Source organism: Mycobacterium adipatum (assembly GCF_001644575.1).
In the GTDB taxonomy this organism is placed as follows: domain Bacteria; phylum Actinomycetota; class Actinomycetes; order Mycobacteriales; family Mycobacteriaceae; genus Mycobacterium; species Mycobacterium adipatum.
In genome coordinates this window covers 1,357,361-1,377,499 of the sequence record NZ_CP015596.1, presented here as the reverse complement: position 1 = coordinate 1,377,499, position 20,139 = coordinate 1,357,361, and the positions used below count along the sequence as shown (strand labels likewise).

The 20,139-nt window shown below is 68.0% G+C and carries 19 protein-coding genes; 4 read left to right on the top strand and 15 right to left on the bottom strand.

All coding sequences use genetic code 11. The features are described 5' to 3' along the window. Positions 1–151 precede the first annotated feature (151 nt). The 14 genes from clpC1 to ftsH all read right to left on the bottom strand — a co-directional run bounded on the left by clpC1 (position 152) and on the right by ftsH (position 14,545). Positions 152–2,674: an ATP-dependent protease ATP-binding subunit ClpC gene (clpC1, locus tag A7U43_RS06395; RefSeq protein WP_067992450.1), complete on the bottom strand. Its 2,523-nt coding sequence runs from the start codon at positions 2,672–2,674 to the stop codon at positions 152–154. A 281-nt stretch (positions 2,675–2,955) separates the two neighbouring features. Beyond that, positions 2,956–3,297 (bottom strand): histone-like nucleoid-structuring protein Lsr2, encoded by a 342-nt coding sequence (gene lsr2 / locus A7U43_RS06390; protein ID WP_068002031.1) that lies wholly within the window; start codon positions 3,295–3,297, stop codon positions 2,956–2,958. A 108-nt stretch (positions 3,298–3,405) separates the two neighbouring features. Beyond that, positions 3,406–4,920 (bottom strand): lysine--tRNA ligase, encoded by a 1,515-nt coding sequence (gene lysS, locus A7U43_RS06385; protein ID WP_068002028.1) that lies wholly within the window; start codon positions 4,918–4,920, stop codon positions 3,406–3,408. 30 nt (positions 4,921–4,950) lie between these two features. Next, positions 4,951–5,754, bottom strand: coding sequence for a type III pantothenate kinase (locus A7U43_RS06380; protein ID WP_067992446.1), 804 nt, complete (start codon positions 5,752–5,754; stop codon positions 4,951–4,953). Further along, a complete protein-coding gene (panD, locus tag A7U43_RS06375; RefSeq protein ID WP_067992444.1) occupies positions 5,754–6,161 on the bottom strand; it encodes an aspartate 1-decarboxylase in 408 nt (135 codons plus the stop codon). Before panD ends, A7U43_RS06380 begins: the two co-directional genes overlap by 1 nt. Next, positions 6,161–7,096 carry a pantoate--beta-alanine ligase gene (gene panC / locus A7U43_RS06370; RefSeq protein ID WP_067992441.1) on the bottom strand — a complete coding sequence of 312 codons (936 nt, stop codon included), beginning with the start codon at positions 7,094–7,096 and terminating at the stop codon, positions 6,161–6,163. The genes panD and panC overlap by 1 nt, the downstream gene beginning before the upstream one ends. Next, positions 7,093–8,016 (bottom strand): Rossmann-like and DUF2520 domain-containing protein, encoded by a 924-nt coding sequence (locus A7U43_RS06365; RefSeq protein WP_067992438.1) that lies wholly within the window; start codon positions 8,014–8,016, stop codon positions 7,093–7,095. The genes panC and A7U43_RS06365 overlap by 4 nt, the downstream gene beginning before the upstream one ends. Before the next feature lie 78 nt (positions 8,017–8,094). Beyond that, complete coding sequence (locus tag A7U43_RS06360; RefSeq protein WP_067992436.1) at positions 8,095–9,357, bottom strand: DUF6779 domain-containing protein; 1,263 nt, start codon at positions 9,355–9,357, stop codon at positions 8,095–8,097. A gap of 56 nt (positions 9,358–9,413) precedes the next feature. After that, positions 9,414–9,899: a DUF3180 domain-containing protein gene (locus tag A7U43_RS06355; RefSeq protein ID WP_067992435.1), complete on the bottom strand. Its 486-nt coding sequence runs from the start codon at positions 9,897–9,899 to the stop codon at positions 9,414–9,416. Continuing rightward, positions 9,899–10,411 (bottom strand): 2-amino-4-hydroxy-6-hydroxymethyldihydropteridine diphosphokinase, encoded by a 513-nt coding sequence (gene folK / locus A7U43_RS06350; RefSeq protein WP_067992431.1) that lies wholly within the window; start codon positions 10,409–10,411, stop codon positions 9,899–9,901. The genes A7U43_RS06355 and folK overlap by 1 nt, the downstream gene beginning before the upstream one ends. Beyond that, entirely contained in the window at positions 10,408–10,788 is a 381-nt protein-coding gene (folB, locus tag A7U43_RS06345; RefSeq protein ID WP_067992429.1) for a dihydroneopterin aldolase, read from the bottom strand. The genes folK and folB overlap by 4 nt, the downstream gene beginning before the upstream one ends. Beyond that, positions 10,781–11,584: a dihydropteroate synthase gene (gene folP / locus A7U43_RS06340; protein WP_068002025.1), complete on the bottom strand. Its 804-nt coding sequence runs from the start codon at positions 11,582–11,584 to the stop codon at positions 10,781–10,783. Before folP ends, folB begins: the two co-directional genes overlap by 8 nt. Positions 11,585–11,625: 41 nt before the next feature. Further along, on the bottom strand, positions 11,626–12,243 hold the full coding sequence (folE, locus tag A7U43_RS06335; protein WP_067992425.1) for a GTP cyclohydrolase I FolE: 618 nt from the start codon (positions 12,241–12,243) through the stop codon (positions 11,626–11,628). Positions 12,244–12,259: 16 nt separating this feature from the next. After that, the gene (ftsH, locus tag A7U43_RS06330; protein ID WP_067992423.1) at positions 12,260–14,545 is read right to left on the bottom strand and encodes an ATP-dependent zinc metalloprotease FtsH; all 2,286 of its coding nucleotides are present in this window, start codon (positions 14,543–14,545) and stop codon (positions 12,260–12,262) included. Positions 14,546–14,652: 107 nt separating this feature from the next. Between ftsH and A7U43_RS06325 the strand changes: the two genes are divergently transcribed. From A7U43_RS06325 to A7U43_RS06310, 4 genes are read left to right on the top strand one after another with little or no spacing between them, the layout of a single operon-like run. Beyond that, a complete protein-coding gene (locus A7U43_RS06325) occupies positions 14,653–15,630 on the top strand; it encodes an alpha/beta fold hydrolase (RefSeq protein WP_156525857.1) in 978 nt (325 codons plus the stop codon). Then, positions 15,627–16,805 carry an LLM class flavin-dependent oxidoreductase gene (locus A7U43_RS06320; RefSeq protein ID WP_067992420.1) on the top strand — a complete coding sequence of 393 codons (1,179 nt, stop codon included), beginning with the start codon at positions 15,627–15,629 and terminating at the stop codon, positions 16,803–16,805. Before A7U43_RS06325 ends, A7U43_RS06320 begins: the two co-directional genes overlap by 4 nt. Continuing rightward, complete coding sequence (locus A7U43_RS06315; protein ID WP_067992417.1) at positions 16,805–17,821, top strand: zinc-binding dehydrogenase; 1,017 nt, start codon at positions 16,805–16,807, stop codon at positions 17,819–17,821. Before A7U43_RS06320 ends, A7U43_RS06315 begins: the two co-directional genes overlap by 1 nt. A 41-nt stretch (positions 17,822–17,862) precedes the next feature. Then, a complete protein-coding gene (locus A7U43_RS06310; RefSeq protein WP_067992415.1) occupies positions 17,863–18,600 on the top strand; it encodes an SIMPL domain-containing protein in 738 nt (245 codons plus the stop codon). Positions 18,601–18,703: 103 nt separating this feature from the next. Here the strand turns inward: A7U43_RS06310 and A7U43_RS06305 are convergent, their stop codons facing one another. Next, positions 18,704–20,002 (bottom strand): HNH endonuclease signature motif containing protein, encoded by a 1,299-nt coding sequence (locus A7U43_RS06305; RefSeq protein WP_067992413.1) that lies wholly within the window; start codon positions 20,000–20,002, stop codon positions 18,704–18,706. Positions 20,003–20,139 lie beyond the last annotated feature (137 nt).

The window sequence follows — 20,139 nt, the reverse complement described above, 5'->3', positions numbered from 1 at the left end:
AAAGCGGGTGACAGGCGGCGGGTCTGACTTTCACAGTGGCGCGACCGTTCTGGAATTACACCAGATTCCGAAGTCCGTCGAGAGCAGTACGGATACTACGCCAAAGCCCCCGACCGGATACTCCGGTCGGGGGCTTTGGACTGGGTACTGACTATTCGGCTGCGGTGGCCGCGAGGTCCACCTCGTCGGTGGCCGCCGCCTTCGGGCGTCCGGAGAAGGTGAACTTGGCGTTTTCGCCGGCACCCTCGCCGTCCCAGCCTTCGACGTCGACGGTGACGATCTGACCCGGCCCGACCTCGTCGAACAGGATCTTCTCGCTCAGCGCGTCCTCGATCTCGCGCTGGATGGTGCGACGCAGCGGCCGCGCACCCAGCACCGGATCGAAGCCCCGCTTGGCCAACAGCGCCTTCGCGTTGTCGGTGAGCTCCATGGCCATGTCCTTGGCCTTGAGCTGGTTGCCGACCCGACCGATCATCAGGTCGACCATCTCGATGATCTCCTGCTGAGTCAGCTGGTGGAAGACGATGATGTCGTCGATACGGTTCAGGAACTCCGGACGGAAGTGCTTCTTCAGCTCGTCGTTGACCTTGAGCTTCATCCGCTCGTAGTTGTTCTCGCCGCCACCCTGCGTGAAGCCGAGCCCGACCGCCTTGGAGATGTCGGAGGTACCGAGGTTGGACGTGAAGATCAGCACGGTGTTCTTGAAGTCGACCGTACGGCCCTGACCGTCGGTGAGACGGCCGTCCTCAAGGACCTGCAGCAGCGTGTTGTAGATTTCCTGGTGCGCCTTCTCGATCTCGTCGAACAGCACCACCGAGAACGGCTTGCGACGCACCTTCTCGGTGAGCTGGCCGCCCTCCTCGTAGCCGACGTACCCCGGAGGGGCACCGAAGAGCCGCGACGCGGTGAAGCGGTCGTGGAACTCGCCCATGTCGATCTGGATGAGCGCGTCGTCGTCGCCGAACAGGAAGTTGGCCAGCGCCTTGGACAGCTCGGTCTTACCGACACCGGACGGGCCGGCGAAGATGAACGAACCGGACGGGCGCTTGGGATCCTTCAGGCCGGCACGGGTCCGCCGGATGGCCTTGCTGACGGCCTTGACGGCGTCTTCCTGGCCGATGATCCGCTTGTGCAGCTCGTCTTCCATGCGCAGCAGACGGGTGGTCTCGGCCTCGGTCAGCTTGAACACCGGGATCCCGGTCCAGTTGCCGAGCACCTCAGCGATCTGCTCGTCGTCGACCTCGGCCACGACGTCGAGATCACCTGAGCGCCACTGCTTCTCACGCTCGGCACGCTGCGCGACGAGGGTCTTCTCCTTGTCGCGCAGGTTGGCGGCCTTCTCGAAGTCCTGCGCGTCGATCGCCGATTCCTTCTCCCGGCGGGCGTCGGCGATCTTCTCGTCGAACTCGCGCAGGTCCGGCGGTGCGGTCATCCGGCGGATGCGCATCCGAGCACCGGCCTCGTCGATCAGGTCGATCGCCTTGTCCGGCAGGAAGCGGTCGTTGATGTAGCGGTCGGCCAGGGTGGCCGCGGCCACCAGCGCACCGTCGGTGATGGACACCCGGTGGTGCGCCTCGTAACGGTCGCGCAGACCCTTGAGGATCTCGATGGTGTGCTCGACGGTGGGCTCACCGACCTGCACCGGCTGGAAGCGGCGCTCCAGGGCGGCGTCCTTCTCGATGTACTTGCGGTACTCGTCGAGGGTGGTCGCGCCGATCGTTTGAAGTTCCCCACGAGCGAGCTTCGGTTTCAGGATGCTGGCGGCGTCGATCGCGCCCTCGGCCGCACCCGCGCCGACGAGCGTGTGCAACTCGTCGATGAACAGGATGATGTCGCCGCGGGTGTTGATCTCCTTGAGCACCTTCTTCAGGCGCTCCTCGAAGTCACCGCGGTACCGGCTGCCGGCCACCAGCGAACCCAGATCCAGGGTGTAGAGCTGCTTGTCCTTCAGCGTCTCGGGAACCTCGCCGGCCACGATGGCCTGGGCCAGGCCCTCCACGACGGCCGTCTTACCGACACCGGGCTCGCCGATCAGCACCGGGTTGTTCTTGGTGCGGCGGCTCAGCACCTGCATGACCCGTTCGATTTCCTTCTCACGGCCGATGACGGGGTCGAGCTTGCCCTCCATGGCGGCGGCGGTCAGGTTGCGACCGAACTGGTCGAGCACCAGCGACGTCGACGGATTGCCGGCCTCGCCGCCGCGTCCGCCGGTACCGGCTTCGGCGGCTTCCTTGCCCTGGTAACCGGACAGCAGCTGGATGACCTGCTGGCGCACCCGGGTGAGTTCGGCGCCGAGCTTGACCAGCACCTGAGCAGCGACGCCCTCGCCCTCGCGGATCAGGCCGAGCAGGATGTGCTCGGTGCCGATGTAGTTGTGGCCGAGTTGCAGGGCCTCACGCAGGGAGAGCTCAAGCACCTTCTTGGCACGCGGGGTGAACGGGATGTGACCGGACGGCGCCTGCTGACCCTGGCCGATGATCTCCTCGACCTGGCTGCGCACGCCCTCCAGGGAAATACCCAGCGACTCGAGCGACTTGGCCGCTACGCCCTCACCCTCGTGGATGAGACCGAGCAGGATGTGCTCGGTGCCGATGTAGTTGTGGTTGAGCATCCGGGCTTCTTCTTGGGCCAGGACGACCACCCGTCGGGCACGGTCGGTGAATCTCTCGAACATCGCTATACCTGCGCTTCCTCACATAGGGCGGCCACGTGCGCTGTACAGGAACTGCACAGGCACCGCACCTACCGTCCACTCTAGTGGTCGGGGGGCGGCGGTGCCCCCTAGGTCCCGGAGCGGTCCCGGGGCGCGGTGGCGCCGTCAGTGGCATAACGCGCATCGGCCGCCGAACGTTTCCGCAAAACCGCCCGGCGGCGTTCGCCGTCAGCGAAGGCCGGCGGATATCCGATTTACGCAAACACCATCTGGTTACCGCAGCCTGTTTTGCGAGGGGTCGATCAGGTTGCGGCGTGGAAAGCGTCGATGACCTCGGCGGGGATACGTCCCCGAGTCGACACATTGTGCCCGTTGCGCCGCGCCCATTCCCGGATGGCCGCACTCTGTTCACGGTCGATGGCGGCGCGTCCGCGGCCGGTACCGGCCGAACGTCCGCGGCGCCGGCCACCGACGCGGCGCCCGGCCTCCACCCACTGCTTGAGGTCGCCGCGCAGTTTGGCGGCGTTTTTCGAAGAAAGGTCGATCTCATAGCTCACGCCGTCGAGCGCGAATTCCACGGTTTCGTCTGCCGCCGCTTCACCGTCGAAATCATCGACCAGTGTGACGGTAACTTTCTTCGCCATATAGCTCACACGACCCTTCTGTGGCCACTCGCAGATTCACCCCGGACCCCTGCCGCAATGCTTGCATACGGATGGAATTCATTCAACAACCAGGTGCGCAAATACTGCTCAGTTTGAGTGTCTGCGCACAATCGGGAACAAAACTGTCTCCCTAATCGTCAACCCCGTCAAAGCCATCAGCAGGCGGTCAATACCCATTCCGGTACCGGTGGTCGGCGGCATGGCGTACTCCAATGCGGCAAGAAAGTCCTCGTCCAGGCGCATCGCCTCGTCATCGCCGGCGGCCGCCGCGACGGTCTGCGCCACGAAACGTTCGCGTTGAATCACCGGGTCGATGAGCTCGGAGTATCCGGTGGCCAATTCGAATTTGCGAACATAGAGATCCCACTTCTCGGTGACCCCGGGAATGCTGCGGTGAGCGCGCGTCAGCGGGCTCGTCTCCACCGGGAAGTCGCGCACGAAGGTGGGCGCCCACAATGTTTCGCCGACGGTGTGCTCCCACAGTTCCTCGACCAATTTGCCGTGCCCATAACCGCGGTCTGCGGGAATCTCCACCCCGAGACGATCGGCGATGGACAACAGATGTTGCAGGCCGGTGTCGGGAGTGATCTCTTCACCGAGCGCCTCCGACAGCGACGGATACATTTCCAGCGTCGGCCATTCGCCGTCCAGGTCATATGTACTGCCATCGGGCAGCTGGACCTCTCGCGTACCGAGCGCCTCATCGGCCACTTCTTGAATCAGTTCGCGGGTGACGATGGCGGAATCGTCATAAGTGCCGTACGCCTGATAAGTCTCCAGCATCGCGAATTCCGGTGAATGTGTGGAATCCGCACCCTCGTTTCGGAAGTTTCGATTCAACTCGAAAACCTTCTCGAAACCGCCGACGAGACAGCGCTTGAGGAACAACTCGGGGGCGATTCGCAGATACAGATCGGCATCCAGCGCGTTGGAGTGCGTGATGAACGGTCGCGCCGCCGCACCGCCGGGCAGGGTCTGCAGCATCGGGGTTTCCACCTCGAGGAACCCCCGGCGCTCCAGTGCCGAGCGCACCGCCCGCACGACCGCGATGCGCTGGCGGGCGATGGTGCGCGCCTCGGGGCGCACGATGAGGTCCACGTAGCGCTGCCGCACCCGCGACTCCTCGCTCATCTCCCGGTGAGCCACCGGGAGCGGCCGCAGTGCCTTGGAGACCATTTGCCAGGAATCCGCCAGCACAGACAGCTCGCCGCGCTTGGAACTGATCACCTGGCCGTGGGCGAAAACGATGTCGCCGAGGTCGACGTCGGCCTTCCAGGCGTCCAGCGACACCTGACCCACCTCGGCGAGGCTGACCATCAGCTGCAGCTGGGTTCCGTCCCCGTCCTGCAGGGTGGCAAAACACAGCTTGCCGGAGTTGCGGGCGAACACGACCCGGGCCGCGACGCCGACGATGTCACCGGTCTGGGTGTCCGCGGGCAGCTCCGGGTAGGCGGCCCGGAGTTCGGCCAGCGAATGGGTGCGCGCCACCTGCACCGGGTACGGGTCGCGCCCCTCGGCGAGCAGGCGCTCACGCTTGGCCTGACGGATCCGGTACTGCTCCGGGGTGTCGTCGTGCTCCGACTGGGTGGGTGCGGCAGGCAGGTCAGAAGAACTCACGACAAGCCAGCTTAATCAGCGTCGCCCGCGCTGGTTGTCGCGGTTGCGCTCGAACACCAGTCGCAGACCCTCCAGCGTCAGGTGCTGGTCGTAGTGCCCGACCGTGCGCAGGTCGGGCAGTATCAGCGGAGCGGAGTTGCCGGTGGCGACCACCGCGACATCATTGCCGCCGAACCCGTCGATATCGGCGCGGATGCGATCCACCAGACCGTCGACCAGCGATGCGAACCCGAACACCGCGCCGGCCTGCATGCACTCCACGGTGTTCTTGCCGATCACCGACCGCGGCCGGGTGAGCTCGACGCGGCGCAGCGCCGCGGATCGGGCCGCCGCCGCATCGGAGGACACCTGCACGCCGGGGGCGATGGCGCCGCCGAGGAACTCGCCCTTGGCCGACACCACGTCCACGCAGATGGACGATCCGAGGTCGACCACGATCGCCGGCGAGTTGTATTTGTGAAACGCCGCCAGGCAGTTGACGATCCGGTCGGCGCCCACCTCCTTCGGGTTGTCCACCAACAGCGGGATGCCGGTGCGGACCCCGGGTTCGATGAGGACGTGTGGCACCGACGGCCAATACTGCTCCAGCATCAGCCTGATCTCGTGCAGCACCGAGGGCACCGTCGACAGCGCCGCGGCCCCCGTCAGCCGCTCGACATCCTCACCGACCAGGCCGTCGATGGTCAGTGCCAGTTCGTCGGCGGTGACTTCGGACTCGGTGCGAATCCGCCAGTGGTGCACCACCTTGGCGTTCTCGCCGGCCCCGGAGACCAACCCGACGATGGTGTGCGTGTTACGGACATCGATCGCCAGCAGCATCAGCGTGGTGACATCAGGCCGGACGCGTCGGCCGGTACGTGGGCGGGATCGGAGCCCAGGTCGATCTGGCGGTTCGCGGCGTCGACGAAGACGATCCTGGGCTGGTACGCGCGCGCCTGTGCATCCTCCATGGTGGCGTAGGCGATGAGGATCACCAGATCTCCGGGATGCACCAGATGCGCTGCAGCACCGTTGATCCCGATCACTCCCGAGCCGCGCTCACCGGTGATCGCGTAGGTGATGAGCCGATTGCCGTTGTCGATGTCGACAATGGTGACCTGCTCACCCTCCAGTAGGTCGGCGGCATCCATCAGATCCGCATCGATGGTCACCGAGCCGACGTAGTGCAGGTCGGCCTGGGTGACGGTGGCACGGTGGATCTTCGACTTCAACATGGTTCGTAACATCAGTTCCTCCAGGGGAGTTCGTGCTCGTCGTAGGCGACGTCGGGGCCGGCCCCCGATGGCACGCCGATATCGATGGCGATGTTGTCCAACAGTCGGGTGCCGCCCAGCCGAACCGCCACCAGCATCCGGGCCCGGCCGGTCTGCGGCGCGGGGCCCAGCCAGAGGTCTCGGACCTCCAGGTAGTCGACGCTGATCGCCGGGACCTCGTCGAGCACGGCGCGGGCGGCGTCCAGCGCGGCATCGGCGCCCTCGCCCGCGGCGTACATGCCGGCCAGCAGTGCCGACGGGATGGCACAGGCCTGCTCGCGTTGCACCTCGTCGAGGTAACGGTTGCGCGAGGACATCGCCAGCCCGTCCTGTTCGCGCACGATCGGCACCCCGACGATGCGGGTGCCGAGATTCAGGTCGTCGGCCATCTGGCGCACCAGCACCAGTTGCTGATAGTCCTTCTCGCCGAAGAACGCACGGTCCGGCCCCACGATTTGCAAGAGTTTCATGACCACAGTCAGCATGCCGGCGAAATGCGTTGGCCGCGAACCACCTTCGAGTTCGCTGCCGAGCGGACCGGGGTGCACGCTGGTGCGCGGGCCGGCGGGGTACATATCGGCGGCCGTCGGGGTGAAGGCGATCTGCACCCCCTCGGCGCGCAGCGCCGCGAGATCCTCGTCCAACGTGCGCGGGTAGGCATCCAGATCTTCCCCGGCACCGAACTGCAGGGGGTTGACGAAGATCGACACCACCACCACCGCACCGGGGACGCGCTGGGCATGCCGGACCAGGGTCAGGTGGCCCTCGTGCAGCGCGCCCATCGTCGGCACCAGCATGATCCGTTTGCCGGTACCCCGCAGCGCCTTGGTCACATCCGCGACATCGGCGGGGCGGCTGTACACGTTGAGCTCACCGGGGGCGTACGCCGGCGGTTTACGGGCGGTCATGACGGATTCGTCCCGGGTGTGGTGAGCACGTCGAACACATCCTTCGGTGCGTGCGCCCGCTGAGCGGTGCGCAGTGAATTGGACCGATAAGCCTGCGCCAGTTCGGGATCGGCTTCCCCGAGAGCCCGCAGATGACCGGCCACCGCGGCCGCGTCACCGCGAGCCACCGGACCGGTCAGCGCCGCCTGCCCGCGCTGCAGCGCGTTCTCCAGTGATGCCCGGGCCAACGGGCCGACGATGCGTTCGGCGAGCCCACCGGGGGCGTCGCCGACGAGTTCCTGGCCGAGCAGTTCCTGACCGCGCAGGGCGGACCGCAGCGCGTCGACGGCGTCCAGAACGACGGTCACCAGGTGGTTGCTGGCATGGGCCAGCGCCGCGTGGTACAGCATGCGGGCGTCTTCGCGTACCCGGAACGGTTCACCACCGATCTCCAGAACCAAGGCCTGCCCGATCGCGTATCCGATCTCGTCGAGTGCGGTGACCCCGAAACAGGTGTCCGGCAGCCGCGCGATGTCCTCGTCGGAGCCGGTGAACGTCATCGCCGGGTGGATGGCCAGCGGGATGCAGCCGCGGGCGGTCAGCGGCGCCAGTACACCGATCCCGTTCATCCCGGAGGTGTGCACGACGATGGTGCCCGCCCGCACCGCTTCGGTGGCGGCCAGACCGGCGATGAGCGCCGGCAGTTCGGCGTCGGGCACCGCGAGGAGCAGCAGTTCGGCCCGCCCGGCAACGTCGGGAACCGGCAGGACCGCGGTGTCCGGGAGTCGGCGGGCCGCGCGCTCGCGGGACTGGCGGGAGATGGCGCTGCACGCCACCACGACATGCTCGGCGCGCTCGAGCGCGACGCCGAGCGCGGTGCCCACCCGACCGGCCGAGATGACGCCGACAGTGAGCCGCGCCGGACGGAGTCCGTCGACCATGACAGACGACCTCGCAAATTCGGTGATAAACGTTGCGGTCCCTTACTGCGGGTACCGCACGGTCGCAGAGAGCCTAGCTCACTCCTCGCGGCGCCGGCGCCGGCCACCGCCGGTGGGGGTGACCTGTAGGCGCGAGAGCAGTTCGGAGACGGGCTGACCGCCGGCGTGCTGGCCGCCGTCGGGCTCCGGCTGCTCGGCCGCCGGCTGCGGGTCGTCAGCCCCGCGGTGCCGGGCCGGGGGCGGCGCCGGTTCGGGGTCCGGCGTGGCAGCGCGGCGGGTCCGTGGTGGTGCCGGTGGGGGCGGGGCGGCGGTTTCGCCGGGTACGGCATGGCGGGCACGCCGCGGCGGCGCCGACTCGGTATCCGGGCTGTAGTGGCGTCCTCGCCGGTCCGGGGCGGGCTCGCTGGGCGGGGCGGGCTCGGGTGCCGGCGGCGCGACCGGCGCGGGCTGGGGCTGCCAGCCGGGTGCCGGCGGCGGCGACCACTGGGATCTGGTCGGCTCCGGTGTCGGCGGGGGCGGCGGCATCGGTGTCGGCGGGGGCGGCGGCATCGGTGTCGGGGTCGGCGGGGGCGGCATCGGTGTCGGGGCCGGTGTCGGGGTCGGTGTCGGGGTCGGTTCACTGGGCCGATCACTGGCTGCCGCGCGGCGCTGCCAGGGCGCGGGTTCCTCGGAGGGGGCGGACCGCCGGTGCGCGCCGCCGAACAATTCGGGTGCGATCGGTTCGGCCGGTGCCCACTGGAACTCCGGCGGGTGCGGTTCGGCGGGCACGTCGATGATCGGGCTTTCCTCGGTGCTCGGTTCCTGCGCCGCGCGCGGCGACGGGTAGAACTCCGCGCGGCCGGGGGTATCGATCCGGCTGGCGATCACCCGGCCGGCGGGCCGGTCGGTCTCCAATGCCGGGCGGTGGTCGAGATCGGTGTCGAACAGGATCTCCAGATTGGTGCGCAGTGCCGCGAGTTCGGCCCGCAGCGCGGCGACCTCGTCGGCGGCCTGGGCCCGCAACTCCGCGGACAGCTCGCGGCGCAGCTGGGCCTCCACCGCAAGTTCGTACTCTCGGCGCGCGGAGATCTCCCGGTCCAGCTGGAGGTCGTAGACATATTTGAGGTCGCGCACCTTGGCCTGGTCGAGATCGCTCTGCCGCCGGTAGATGAACGAGACGAACGCCGCGGCGACGGCAGCCCACAGGGCCAACACCACGGCCAGCTTGAGCAGTTCGACACGGTTGGTGAAAACCAGGACCGTGCTGGCCACGATCGCCAGCACCAGCAACGCCGTCAGCAGCACCCACCCCGGCCTGCGGTTGACGCGTCGAACGCGCACGCCGCGGGACGGATCGGTCATGGGGCGACTGTACCGTTGACAGCTCAGATCGCGTGTCGACCTGCGCGGCGATTCGGCTACTCGGCTGCGCCGCTGTACGAGTCGTGCTTGTCTTTCGGATCGTCCGGGGACTTGCAGCAATGCTGCAGCCACAGCCCGGCCGCCAGCAGCGCGAGCGCGCACAGCGCGGCCACCACCGCACCGGCGGTGTCCTCACCGGCCACCCGCATGATGCCCCGACGCGGCAGCAGATACGCGAGAACCCCGATCCACCAACCCAGTACCAGCGCGCCGACCCAGGCCGACGCCTTGGCGATGCCCACCGAGCGGGCCACCGCCAGCGGATGTAGCCGTCCCGCACCGATACCGACCTGGCCGCCGGCGATCCGTGACCGCACGAAGTATCCCCACCCCGCCTCGGCGATCGCCACCGCCAGCAGCGACACCCCACTGAACAGGGTGATCGGCGGGAACCACCGGTACAGGAAGGTCACCAGCAGGTAGCAGACGACGGCAGCGATACCCACCGCCGCCGCGAGGTCACGCTTGCGGGTCGGTCCCATCAGCGCTGCAATGCCAGGTCGGTGGGCCGCACCGCGGCGCGCTCGTCGGTGTCGAGCCCGGCCACCAGTTCGGCGACCGCGGTGCCGGACAGCTCGGCGGCGGAGTCGGCGGCCAGCCACGGCAACAGCACGAAGGCGCGCTGATGGGCGAACGGGTGCGGCAAGGTCAGTTCGGGGTCGCCAGAACGCAATTCGATGGATCCCTCGCGACAGGAGACGATATCCACATCGAGAGTCCGCGGGCCCCAGTGCACCTCGCGGACCCGGTCGGCCGCGGCCTCCAGCTGCTGACCGCGCCGCAGCCAGCCGGGTCCGTCACAGGTCGGATCGTCGACGATCAGCACCGCGTTGAGAAACGCGCCCTGCTCGACACCGCCCCACGCGTCGGTCTCGTAGACCGGCGACACCGCCACGATCCGGCCACCCTGGCGGACCATCCCGTCGACCACGGACTGCAGATGGGCCAAACGGTCACCCAGGTTCGATCCGATGGACAGCACCGCGGTGCTCACGGCGCCAGTCCTCTGCTGCGCCTGGACCGCCGCGCCACGACAGCGACATCGGAGAACGTCAACGGGATGGGCGCGCTGGGCTTGTGCACGACGACCTCCACGGCGTGCACGCGCTGATCGGTCATCACATCGTCGGCGATCTCGGCAGACACCGTCTCGATGAGATTGCGGGGCGGCCCCGCGACGATCGCGGCGGCCCGGGCGGCCAGTGTGCCGTAGTCCAGGGTGTCGGCGAGGTCGTCGGACGCGGCGGCGGCATCCAGGTCGATCCACACCGTCACATCGATGATGAAGTCCTGGCCGTCGCGGCGCTCATGATCGAATACGCCGTGGTGCCCGCGAACGGTCAACCCGCGCAGCTCGATTCGGTCAGCCATCGGGAGACCCCCATGCTCGAACAACCTTGAGCGCATCGACGGACGCCTGCACATCGTGCACCCGCACGCCCCACGCGCCGTTGAGCCCGGATAACGCCGAGATGACCGCGGTCGCCGTTTCACGTCCGTCCGCCGGGCGCATCGCACCGTCAGGCCCCGCGAGCAACGACCCGAGGAACCGCTTACGCGACGCCCCGACCAGGACCGGGAATCCGGTCGCCACGAAGACCGGCAGTGCCCGCAGCAGTTGCCAGTTGTGTTGTGCGGTCTTGGCGAAACCGAGGCCGGGGTCGATGATCACGTTCGTCGGGTCCACGCCGGCGGCGACGGCGTGGTCGACGCTGCGCAGCAGGTCCGCGCGCACCTCACCGACCACGTCGGCGTACGCGGGAACCTCATGCGGGGCCTCGGCGCGCACGGACCGCCAGTGCATCAGCACCCACGGCACGTTCGCCTCGGCCAGCACGGCGGCCATATTCGGGTCGGCACGCCCGCCGGAGACGTCGTTGACGATGTGCGCGCCGCTCTCCAGCGCGGCCGCGGCCACCGAGGAGTGCATGGTGTCGATGCTGACGGTGGCGCCGGCGGCCGCCAGATCCCGGATGACCGGCAGCACCCGCGAGCTCTCCAGTTCGGGGGCGATCCGGGTCGCACCGGGACGCGTCGATTCGCCGCCGACATCGATGATCGCGGCACCGGCGGCGACCAGCGCCAGTGCGCGTTCGACGGCACGGTCATGGTCGAGAAAGAGCCCGCCGTCGGAAAACGAGTCCTCGGTGACGTTGACGACACCCATCACCACCGGAGCGTCGGGAAGAACACGTGTGCCCGGCACGGTCACTTCCGGAGGATCAGTTCCAGCGCCTCGGACCGGGATGCCTTGTCGGTCTTGAACTGCCCGCGCACCGCCGAGGTGGTGGTGAGCGCTCCCGGCTTGCGGACCCCGCGCATCGCCATGCACAGGTGCTCGGCCTCGACCACCACGATTGCCCCGCGTGGGTCCAGCTTGCGCATCAAGGCGTCGGCGATCTGGGCGGTCAGCCGCTCCTGCACCTGCGGCCGTTTCGCGTACAGGTCGACGAGTCGGGCGATCTTGGACAGGCCGGTGACCCGGCCGTCCAGCCCGGGGATGTACCCGACGTGGGCCACACCGTGGAACGACACCAGGTGGTGCTCACAGGTGGAGTACATCGGGATTCCCTTGACGAGCACCAGTTCGTCGTGTTGCTCGTCGAAGGTGGTGTTGAGCACCGTGTCGGGATCGGTGTACAGCCCGCCGAAGATCTCCCGGTACGCCCGCGCGACCCGAGCCGGGGTGTCGACCAGGCCGTGCCGGTCCGGATCCTCACCGACTGCGATCAGCAACTCGCGGACCGCTGCTTCCGCGCGTTCCTGGTCGAAGCTCGCGGGCGTGAAGCCGACCGCTGCGGCGAGGTCGTTCTCCGACGTCGTCATCGACGCTCCGTTCTGTTCAGCCACGGCTGGGTGGTGCGTCCGGCCCTTGTTGCTCGTTACCGGGCGAGTGCGGGGACGGCGCGTACTGCGGCGGGTAGGGCGGGGGTGGCGGGCCCGGCTGATGCTGCGGCGGGTACCAGCCCTGCTGGGGAGGAGGCGGCGGAGGTGCCTCGCCGCCGGTCGGGCGCGGCGGCCAGCCCGGCGCATGCCAGCCGGCCGGCGCACCGTAATCCGGCTGGGCCTGACCATGGCCCTGACCGTTGGGGGGCGCGCTGTGGGTACCGGAACCGTTGGCACCGTTGTGGCCGGCCGCTTCGGCGGCCTTGCTGGCCTCGACGATGGCAGTCTTGTACGCGGGTTCCTTCACCGGGGGCGGCCACGGCTCACCGCGCTCGATCGCGATCTCCCCGGGTGTCTTGATCGGCGGCTTGTCCGAGGGCACGCGGCCACCGAAGTCGTTGAAGATGGTGATCCGCGGACGCTTCTTCACCCCGTCGAAGATGGCCTTGAGCTCCTTGCGGTGCAGGGTCTCCTTCTCCAGCAGCTCGCCGGCCAGGATGTCGAGCACATCGCGATACTCGGTGAGGATCTCCCACGCCTCGGTGTGGGCGGCCTCGATCAGCTTGCGCACCTCGTCGTCGATGATCTGGGCGACCTCGTGGCTGTAATCCGCCTGGGTGCCCATGGAGCGGCCCAGGAACGGATCGCCGTGTTCGGTGCCGTAGCGGACCGCGCCGAGCTTGGCGCTCATGCCGTATTCGGTGACCATCGCGCGGGCGATCTTGGTGGCCTGCTCGATATCGGACACCGCGCCGGTGGTGGGCTCGCGGAACACCAGTTCCTCGGCGGCGCGGCCGCCCATCGCGAACACCAGCCGCGCGACCATCTCCGAGCGGGTCATCAGGCCCTTGTCATCCTCGGGTACCGCGACGGCGTGCCCGCCGGTCCGGCCGCGCGCCAGGATGGTGACCTTGTAGATCGGTTCGATATCGGGCATCGCCCACGCTGCCAGGGTGTGACCACCCTCGTGGTAGGCGGTGATCTTCTTTTCCTGCTCGCTGATGATGCGGCTCTTGCGGCGCGGTCCGCCCACCACGCGGTCCACGGCCTCTTCCAGCGCCGCCCCGGTGATGACGGTCCCGTTCTCGCGGGCGGTGAGCAGCGCCGCCTCGTTGATCACGTTGGCCAGATCGGCACCGGACATGCCGACGGTGCGCTTGGCCAGACCGTCCAGGTCGGCGTCGGGGGCGATGGGCTTTCCGGCCGAATGCACCTTGAGCACGGCGCGGCGGCCGGCCAGGTCCGGGTTGGACACCGGGATCTGACGGTCGAACCGGCCGGGACGCAGCAGCGCCGGGTCCAGGATGTCGGGCCGGTTGGTGGCGGCGATCAGGATGACGCCCTGGCGCTCACCGAAACCGTCCATCTCCACCAGCAGCTGGTTGAGCGTCTGCTCGCGCTCGTCGTGGCCACCGCCCAGACCCGCGCCGCGCTGGCGTCCGACGGCGTCGATCTCGTCGACGAAGATGATGCAGGGGCTGTTCTGTTTGGCCTGCTCGAAGAGGTCCCGCACCCGGGAGGCGCCGACGCCGACGAACATCTCGACGAAATCCGAGCCGGAGATGGTGAAGAACGGGACACCGGCCTCGCCGGCCACGGCACGGGCGAGCAGCGTCTTGCCGGTTCCCGGCGGGCCGAACAGCAGCACACCCTTGGGGATCTTCGCGCCCAGCGCCTGGTAGCGGCTCGGGTTCTGCAGGAAGTCCTTGATCTCGTAAAGCTCTTCGACCGCTTCATCGGCGCCGGCCACATCGGCGAAGGTGGTCTTGGGCATGTCCTTGGACAACTGCTTGGCCTTGGACTTGCCGAAGCCGAAGCCCATCCGGCCACCGGACTGCATGCGGGAGAACATCACGAACAGGCCGACCAACAACAGCAGCGGCAGCATGTAGATGAGCAGGGTGCCCAGCACGCTGCCCTGGTTGACCACCGTGTTGATCGTGGCGTTCTTGGCGCTCAACGCATCGAACAGCTGGACCCCGACACCGGTCGGGTACTTGGTGAGGATCTTGTCGCTGTTCTCGGTGTCGCCGTTGCCCGATTTCAGTTCCAGGCGCAGCTGCTGCTCGCGGTCGTCGATCTGGGCGCTCTTGACGTTGTCCGCGTTGATCTGGGCCATCGCCACCGAGGTGTCGACCGGTTTGAAGCCGCGGGTGTCGTCGCTGAAATAGAAGAAGGACCAACCCAGCAGCAGCACCACGGCGATCGCGGTGAGCGTGCGGATGACGTTTTTACGGTTCATCGATGTCTCCGGCCTACAGACGCGCGGCCGGCCCGGTCCTTCCGATAAGTGCAGTTGGGAAATTCAAGGCTACCGCTTGACCAACGATCGGAAGTTCCCTGCCCGGGATGCTCGCCCGTCCCGGGCCCGTGTGCTTGGGTGAGATCGTGATCACACCAACCGAACGGTTAGTCGATACCAATGGCGTGACGTTGCGGGTGACCGAGGCCGGTGAGCCCGGCAATCCGGTCGTCGTGCTGGCCCACGGCTTCCCCGAACTGGCCTATTCGTGGCGACACCAGATTCCTGCGCTGGCCGCGGCCGGTTACCACGTTCTAGCCCCTGACCAGCGTGGATATGGCGGATCATCGCGACCGGAGGCGATCGAGGACTACAACATCGCCGAACTGACCGCCGATATCGCCGGGCTGCTCGACGACGTGGGCGCCGAGAGCGCGGTGCTCGTCGGCCACGACTGGGGGTCCCCCGTGGTCACCAATTTCCCGCTGTATCACCCGAGCCGGGTGCGCGCGGTAGCCGCGCTGAGCGTGCCCCCGATTCCGCGGGCCCCGGCTCCGCCCACCCAGATCTGGCGGCACATCTTCGGCGACAATTTCTTCTACATCCTGTACTTCCAGGAGCCCGGGGTGGCCGATGCGGCGCTGAACGCCGACGTCCGGGCCTCGTTGCAGCGGATGGTCGCGTTGGAGGGTTTCACCGGTCCGGTCGACGAGATGGCCGCACAGCCCTTGCCTCCGCTGCCGGACTGGCTGAGTGCCGAGGAGTTCGAGGAGTACGTGCGGGCGTTCGAGGTGACCGGCTTCACCGGGCCGCTGAACTGGTATCGCAATTTCGACCGCAACTGGGAGATCACCGACCCGTCCGCGGGCAACGTGGCGGCCACCACGATCGATGTGCCACTGCTTTTCCTGGCAGGCAGCGCCGACCCGGTGCTGAGCTTCACCCCACGTGACCGGGTGACCGAGGTGGCCACCGGCGGTTACCGCGAAGTGCTGCTGGAGGGCGCCGGACACTGGTTACAACAAGAGCGACCCGAAGAGGTCAACGCGGTACTGCTGGAGTTCCTGGGCGAGGTGTCGAAATGACCGCTCCGCTGGACTTCGGCGTCTTCATCACCCCGTTCCACCCCACCGGCCAATCCCCCACGTTGGCGCTGCAGTACGACATGGATCGGGTCGAGCGCCTGGACCGTCTGGGCTACGACGAAGCCTGGTTCGGTGAACACCATTCCGGCGGTTACGAACTCATCGCCTGCCCGGAGGTGTTCATCGCTGCGGCCGCCGAGCGCACCCGGCACATCCGGCTCGGTACCGGCGTGGTGTCGCTGCCGTATCACCATCCGCTGATGGTCGCCGACCGTTGGGTGTTGCTCGATCACCTGACCAGGGGCCGGGTCATGTTCGGCACCGGCCCGGGGGCGCTGCCCTCGGATGCCTACATGATGGGAATCGATCCGGTCGAGCAGCGCCGGATGATGCAGGAGTCGCTGGAGGCCATCCTGGCGCTGTTTCGGGCCGGGCCCGAGGAACGTATCGACCGGCAGACCGACTGGTTCACCTTGCGCGATGCCGCATTGCACATTCGCCCCTACACCTGGCCCTACCCGGAGATTTCCACCGCGGCAATGGTGTCACCGTCCGGGCCGCGGCTGGCCGGCCAACTCGGCACGTCATTGCTCTCCCTGTCGATGTCGGTTCCCGGCGGGGTGGCGGCGGTGGAGACCACCTGGGACATCGTGACCGAACAAGCGCAGAAGTCGGGGCGCGCGGCACCCGATCGCAAGGACTGGCGGGTGCTGGGCATCGTGCACGTCGCCGACACCAAGGAGCAGGCCATCGAAGACTGCACCTACGGGCTGCAGGATTTCGCGAACTATTTCGGCGCAGCCGGATTCGTGCCGCTGTCCAACGCCACCGACGGCGGCCAGGGTGACGCCAGGAAGTTCGTCGAAGACTATGCAGCCAAGGGCAATTGCTGCATCGGCACCACCGACGAGGCCATCGCCTACATCCAGGATCTGTTGGACCGCTCCGGTGGGTTCGGCACGTTCCTGATGCTCGGTCACGACTGGGCGTCCCCGGCCGCGACCTATCACTCCTACGAGTTGTTCGCCCGCGAGGTCATCCCCCATTTCAAGGGACAGCTGAGCGCGCCGCGCGCCTCGCACGAGTGGGCCAAGGGCATGCGCGACCAGCTGCTCGGCCGGGCCGGGCAGGCCATCGTCGCGGCCATCACCGAGCACCAGAGCGAGAAGAGCTGATGCGCACCGCGGTCCTGCGTGCCGGCGCGATGGTGGTGCGCGACGACGTGCCCGAGCCCGTACCGGGTCCCGGTCAGGTGCTGGTCGCGGTCAAGGCCTGTGGCATCTGCGGCTCTGATCTGCATTTCGCCGCGCACGGCGACCAGATGCTGGCCGCGGGCGCCGAGATGGAGGGCATGCCGGATACCCTGGCCGGAATCGACTTGGCCGCCGACGTATACCTGGGCCACGAGTTCAGCGCCGAAGTGCTGGAAGCCGGCCCGGGCACCGACGCACCCGCTCCCGGGACGCTGGTGACCTCGGTCCCGGTACTGGTGACGCCGACCGGCCTGGACATGATCGTGTACAGCAACCACACCGTCGGTGGCTACTCCGAACGAATGCTGCTCTCGGCGCCACTGCTGTTACCGGTGCCCAACGGCCTGGATGCTCGGCATGCCGCGCTGACCGAGCCGATGGCCGTGGGCCTGCACGCGGTCAACACCTCGAAGATCGAGCGTGGCGAGACCGCGCTGGTCATCGGCTGCGGGCCGATCGGTATCGCGATAGTCGCCGCACTGAAATACCGTGGTGTGGAAACCATTGTGGCGTCCGACTTCTCACCCACCCGGCGGACACTCGCCGAGGTCGTCGGGGCACATGTCAGCGTCGATCCCGCCCAGGGATCACCGTTTCACCAGAGCAGACCGGCGGTGGTGTTCGAGGCGGTCGGGGCTCCGGGAGTCATCGACGACGTGCTGCGCCGGGCACCGGCTGGGGCGCGGGTGGTGGTGGCCGGCGTGTGCATGCAGCCCGATACCGTGCATCCGTTCTACGCCAGCGCCAAGCAGATCAGCCTGCACTTCGTATTCGGCTACGAACCAACCGAATTCGCCGAGTCGCTGCGTGCCATCGCCGAGGGCGATATCGATGTCGCTCCGCTGATCACCGGCGAGGTGGACCTGGACGGGGTGGCGGGCGCGTTCGCAGATCTGGCCGATCCGGAACGGCATTGCAAGATCGTCGTCACCCCGTGACGGTTGACCACAGTCACCCCGTGAGGCGCTAGGGTGCGAACATGACCCTCGCGCAACGATTGCCGGTCCGTGTCTGTCTCGCTTCCGCGGCGGCGGTGCTCGCCGTCGGGCTCAGCGGCTGCGATGCACAGTCGGGTCCCGCGGTCGGTGACCCGTCCGCGGGCGCCGCGCGCCAGGTCACCGTCGTCGGATCAGGCGAGGTGCAGGGCACCCCGGACACGCTCACCGTCTCGGCGGCGATGGAAGCCGTCGCCGCCGATGTCACCGGCGCGCTCAACCAGACCAGTCAGCGTCAGCAAGCCGTGATCGACGCGCTGACCGGCGCCGGGATCGACCAGAAGGACATCAGCACCACCCAGGTTTCCCTGCAGCCGCAGTACAACTCCGACGGCACCAGCATCGCCTCCTATCGCGCGAGCAATGCCATCGACGTGAAGATCCGCGACGCCGGCCGCGCCTCGGACATCTTGGCCCTGATCGTCACCACCGGCGGAGACAACACCCGGATCAACTCGGTGAGCTATTCGATCGCCGATGACTCCGCACTGGTGCGCGATGCTCGCACCCGCGCCTTCGAAGACGCCAAGGACCGCGCCCAGCAGTACGCCGAATTGTCCGGCATGAATCTGGGAGACGTCATCTCGATCTCGGAGGCCGACGGCACCACACCGCCGCCGCCGGTCCCGATGCCGCGCGCGGCGATGGCCGAGTCGGTACCGCTCTCCCCCGGCGAGCAGAGCGTGGGCTTCTCGGTGACGGTCATCTGGGAGCTCACCTAGCGCCCTGAGTCGTTGGCCTTTGCAGTAATTGGGTTGGCCACCAACGCAATCGACGCGACCGCCGGTTTCTCTGTGAAGTTTTCAAGGTGCGGTGCAGGTGTGGTTATGCAGCCGTGGGTAGGTCGGTCATGGTGCGTCGGGCGTGCGAGCGCAGATGCGCCGGCTCGGGTGTGCCCGGGGCATGCGGTGGGATGAACCAGGGGTGGCGGTCGGGGCCGAGGTAGACCCGCCAGCCGCCGTGGTGGATGGCGGTGTGGTGGAGCCGACACAGCAGGACCCCGTTGTCGAGGCTGGTGGTGCCGCCGTGTTCCCAGGGGGTGATGTGGTGGGCGTCGCACCAGGACACCGGTCGCCCGCAGCCGGGGTGTGCGCAGCCGCCGTCGCGGACCGCCAACCCTTTGCGGATCGCGGGCGTGAAGAGCCGTTCGCTGCGCCCCACATCCAGTGGTGCGCCCGAGTGGTCGACGAGCACCGCGGTCAGCGTGCTGTCGCAGGCGATCAGCTCAGCGGTCGCGGTGGTGATGGGCCCACCGAACCCGAGGCAGTCCACACCGGCTGTGGTCGGGCGGATGAGGGTGACGTGCGGGAGGACCCCACCGCTCGTCGGGCGCCCGGAGCTGGATAGGTAGGTGCGCAGTATCTGCCCGAAGGCGTCGGCGCGGCGCCGCCCGGCTGGGCGGGGGTCCGGGGATCCGTCGGGCAGCGGGACGGGTCGGCATAGCGGGTCGAGGGCGGCGAGCAGTTCTTCGCCGGTGAGGATGTCGAGGTCCAGGGTGGCCGCCACCCGCCCGTCACCGGTTTGCGCCACGTTCATGTCGTTGAGGTCGGTGTTCTCCGCCACCGGCACCGTGTTGTCGACCGGTTGGGTCGTGGCTTTGGCGATGGCGATCCCGCGGGCCGTCTTGTCCACCCCCGACGGGGTGCTCTGAACCATCAGCGCCCTGACAACCTCGGCGCGCTCGTCATCGGACAACGCCACCCGGGATTCGATATGCGCGACGCCCTTGCCGACGGCATCGGCGAACTCGATCCCAATCCCACCGAGGCGCTGCTGCGCCGTCAACGCCGGCAGGGCCTCTGCCGCCCGCCCCACCCGCGCCGCTCGATACGCCGCACCCGGAGCGACCCCGATACTGGTGAGCAGATCGGCCCCCGTGCGTAGGTGCCGCCGCGCCGGGATCCCGGCCCGCTCCGCCGCCGCGACCGCCGAGGCGATCACATGGTCGGCCAGGTTGCGCAGGGTGACCGCGGCCGCCAGCACCGCCACCACCGCCTGGTCGTCAAGAATCCGCCTGGGGCTGTCCAGGAGGTGGAACAGGGTGCGATCCCCATCCCGCACGGCGGCAGGTGTGAGGTCATCGATCAACGCATCAACAAACGTATCGAGATCGGTGGCGTCCACAGTGGATACCGGCTTTCACAGAGGTGCACCCGGGCAGGCAACAACAGTCCGAATGGGCAACACGGCTCGGAAAGCCCCAGGGCCGCCGAACCTCTCTCTGTAGCGACATCCGTCGCGGTCAACTGCTCCACGGGTGC

Coding starts and splice junctions, on each gene's coding strand:
- A7U43_RS06360 (WP_067992436.1), bottom strand. CDS start 9,357: ATGACCGATCCGTCCCGCGGCGTGCGCGTTCGACGCGTCAACCGCAGG.
- A7U43_RS06325 (WP_156525857.1), top strand. CDS start 14,653: ATGCTCGCCCGTCCCGGGCCCGTGTGCTTGGGTGAGATCGTGATCACA.
- A7U43_RS06310 (WP_067992415.1), top strand. CDS start 17,863: ATGACCCTCGCGCAACGATTGCCGGTCCGTGTCTGTCTCGCTTCCGCG.
- clpC1 (WP_067992450.1), bottom strand. CDS start 2,674: ATGTTCGAGAGATTCACCGACCGTGCCCGACGGGTGGTCGTCCTGGCC.
- panC (WP_067992441.1), bottom strand. CDS start 7,096: ATGACCGCCCGTAAACCGCCGGCGTACGCCCCCGGTGAGCTCAACGTG.
- panD (WP_067992444.1), bottom strand. CDS start 6,161: ATGTTACGAACCATGTTGAAGTCGAAGATCCACCGTGCCACCGTCACC.
- folP (WP_068002025.1), bottom strand. CDS start 11,584: ATGGGTGTCGTCAACGTCACCGAGGACTCGTTTTCCGACGGCGGGCTC.
- lsr2 (WP_068002031.1), bottom strand. CDS start 3,297: ATGGCGAAGAAAGTTACCGTCACACTGGTCGATGATTTCGACGGTGAA.
- A7U43_RS06365 (WP_067992438.1), bottom strand. CDS start 8,016: ATGGTCGACGGACTCCGTCCGGCGCGGCTCACTGTCGGCGTCATCTCG.
- folB (WP_067992429.1), bottom strand. CDS start 10,788: ATGGCTGACCGAATCGAGCTGCGCGGGTTGACCGTTCGCGGGCACCAC.
- A7U43_RS06355 (WP_067992435.1), bottom strand. CDS start 9,899: ATGGGACCGACCCGCAAGCGTGACCTCGCGGCGGCGGTGGGTATCGCT.
- A7U43_RS06315 (WP_067992417.1), top strand. CDS start 16,805: ATGCGCACCGCGGTCCTGCGTGCCGGCGCGATGGTGGTGCGCGACGAC.
- folE (WP_067992425.1), bottom strand. CDS start 12,243: ATGACGACGTCGGAGAACGACCTCGCCGCAGCGGTCGGCTTCACGCCC.
- ftsH (WP_067992423.1), bottom strand. CDS start 14,545: ATGAACCGTAAAAACGTCATCCGCACGCTCACCGCGATCGCCGTGGTG.
- A7U43_RS06320 (WP_067992420.1), top strand. CDS start 15,627: ATGACCGCTCCGCTGGACTTCGGCGTCTTCATCACCCCGTTCCACCCC.
- A7U43_RS06380 (WP_067992446.1), bottom strand. CDS start 5,754: ATGCTGCTGGCGATCGATGTCCGTAACACGCACACCATCGTCGGGTTG.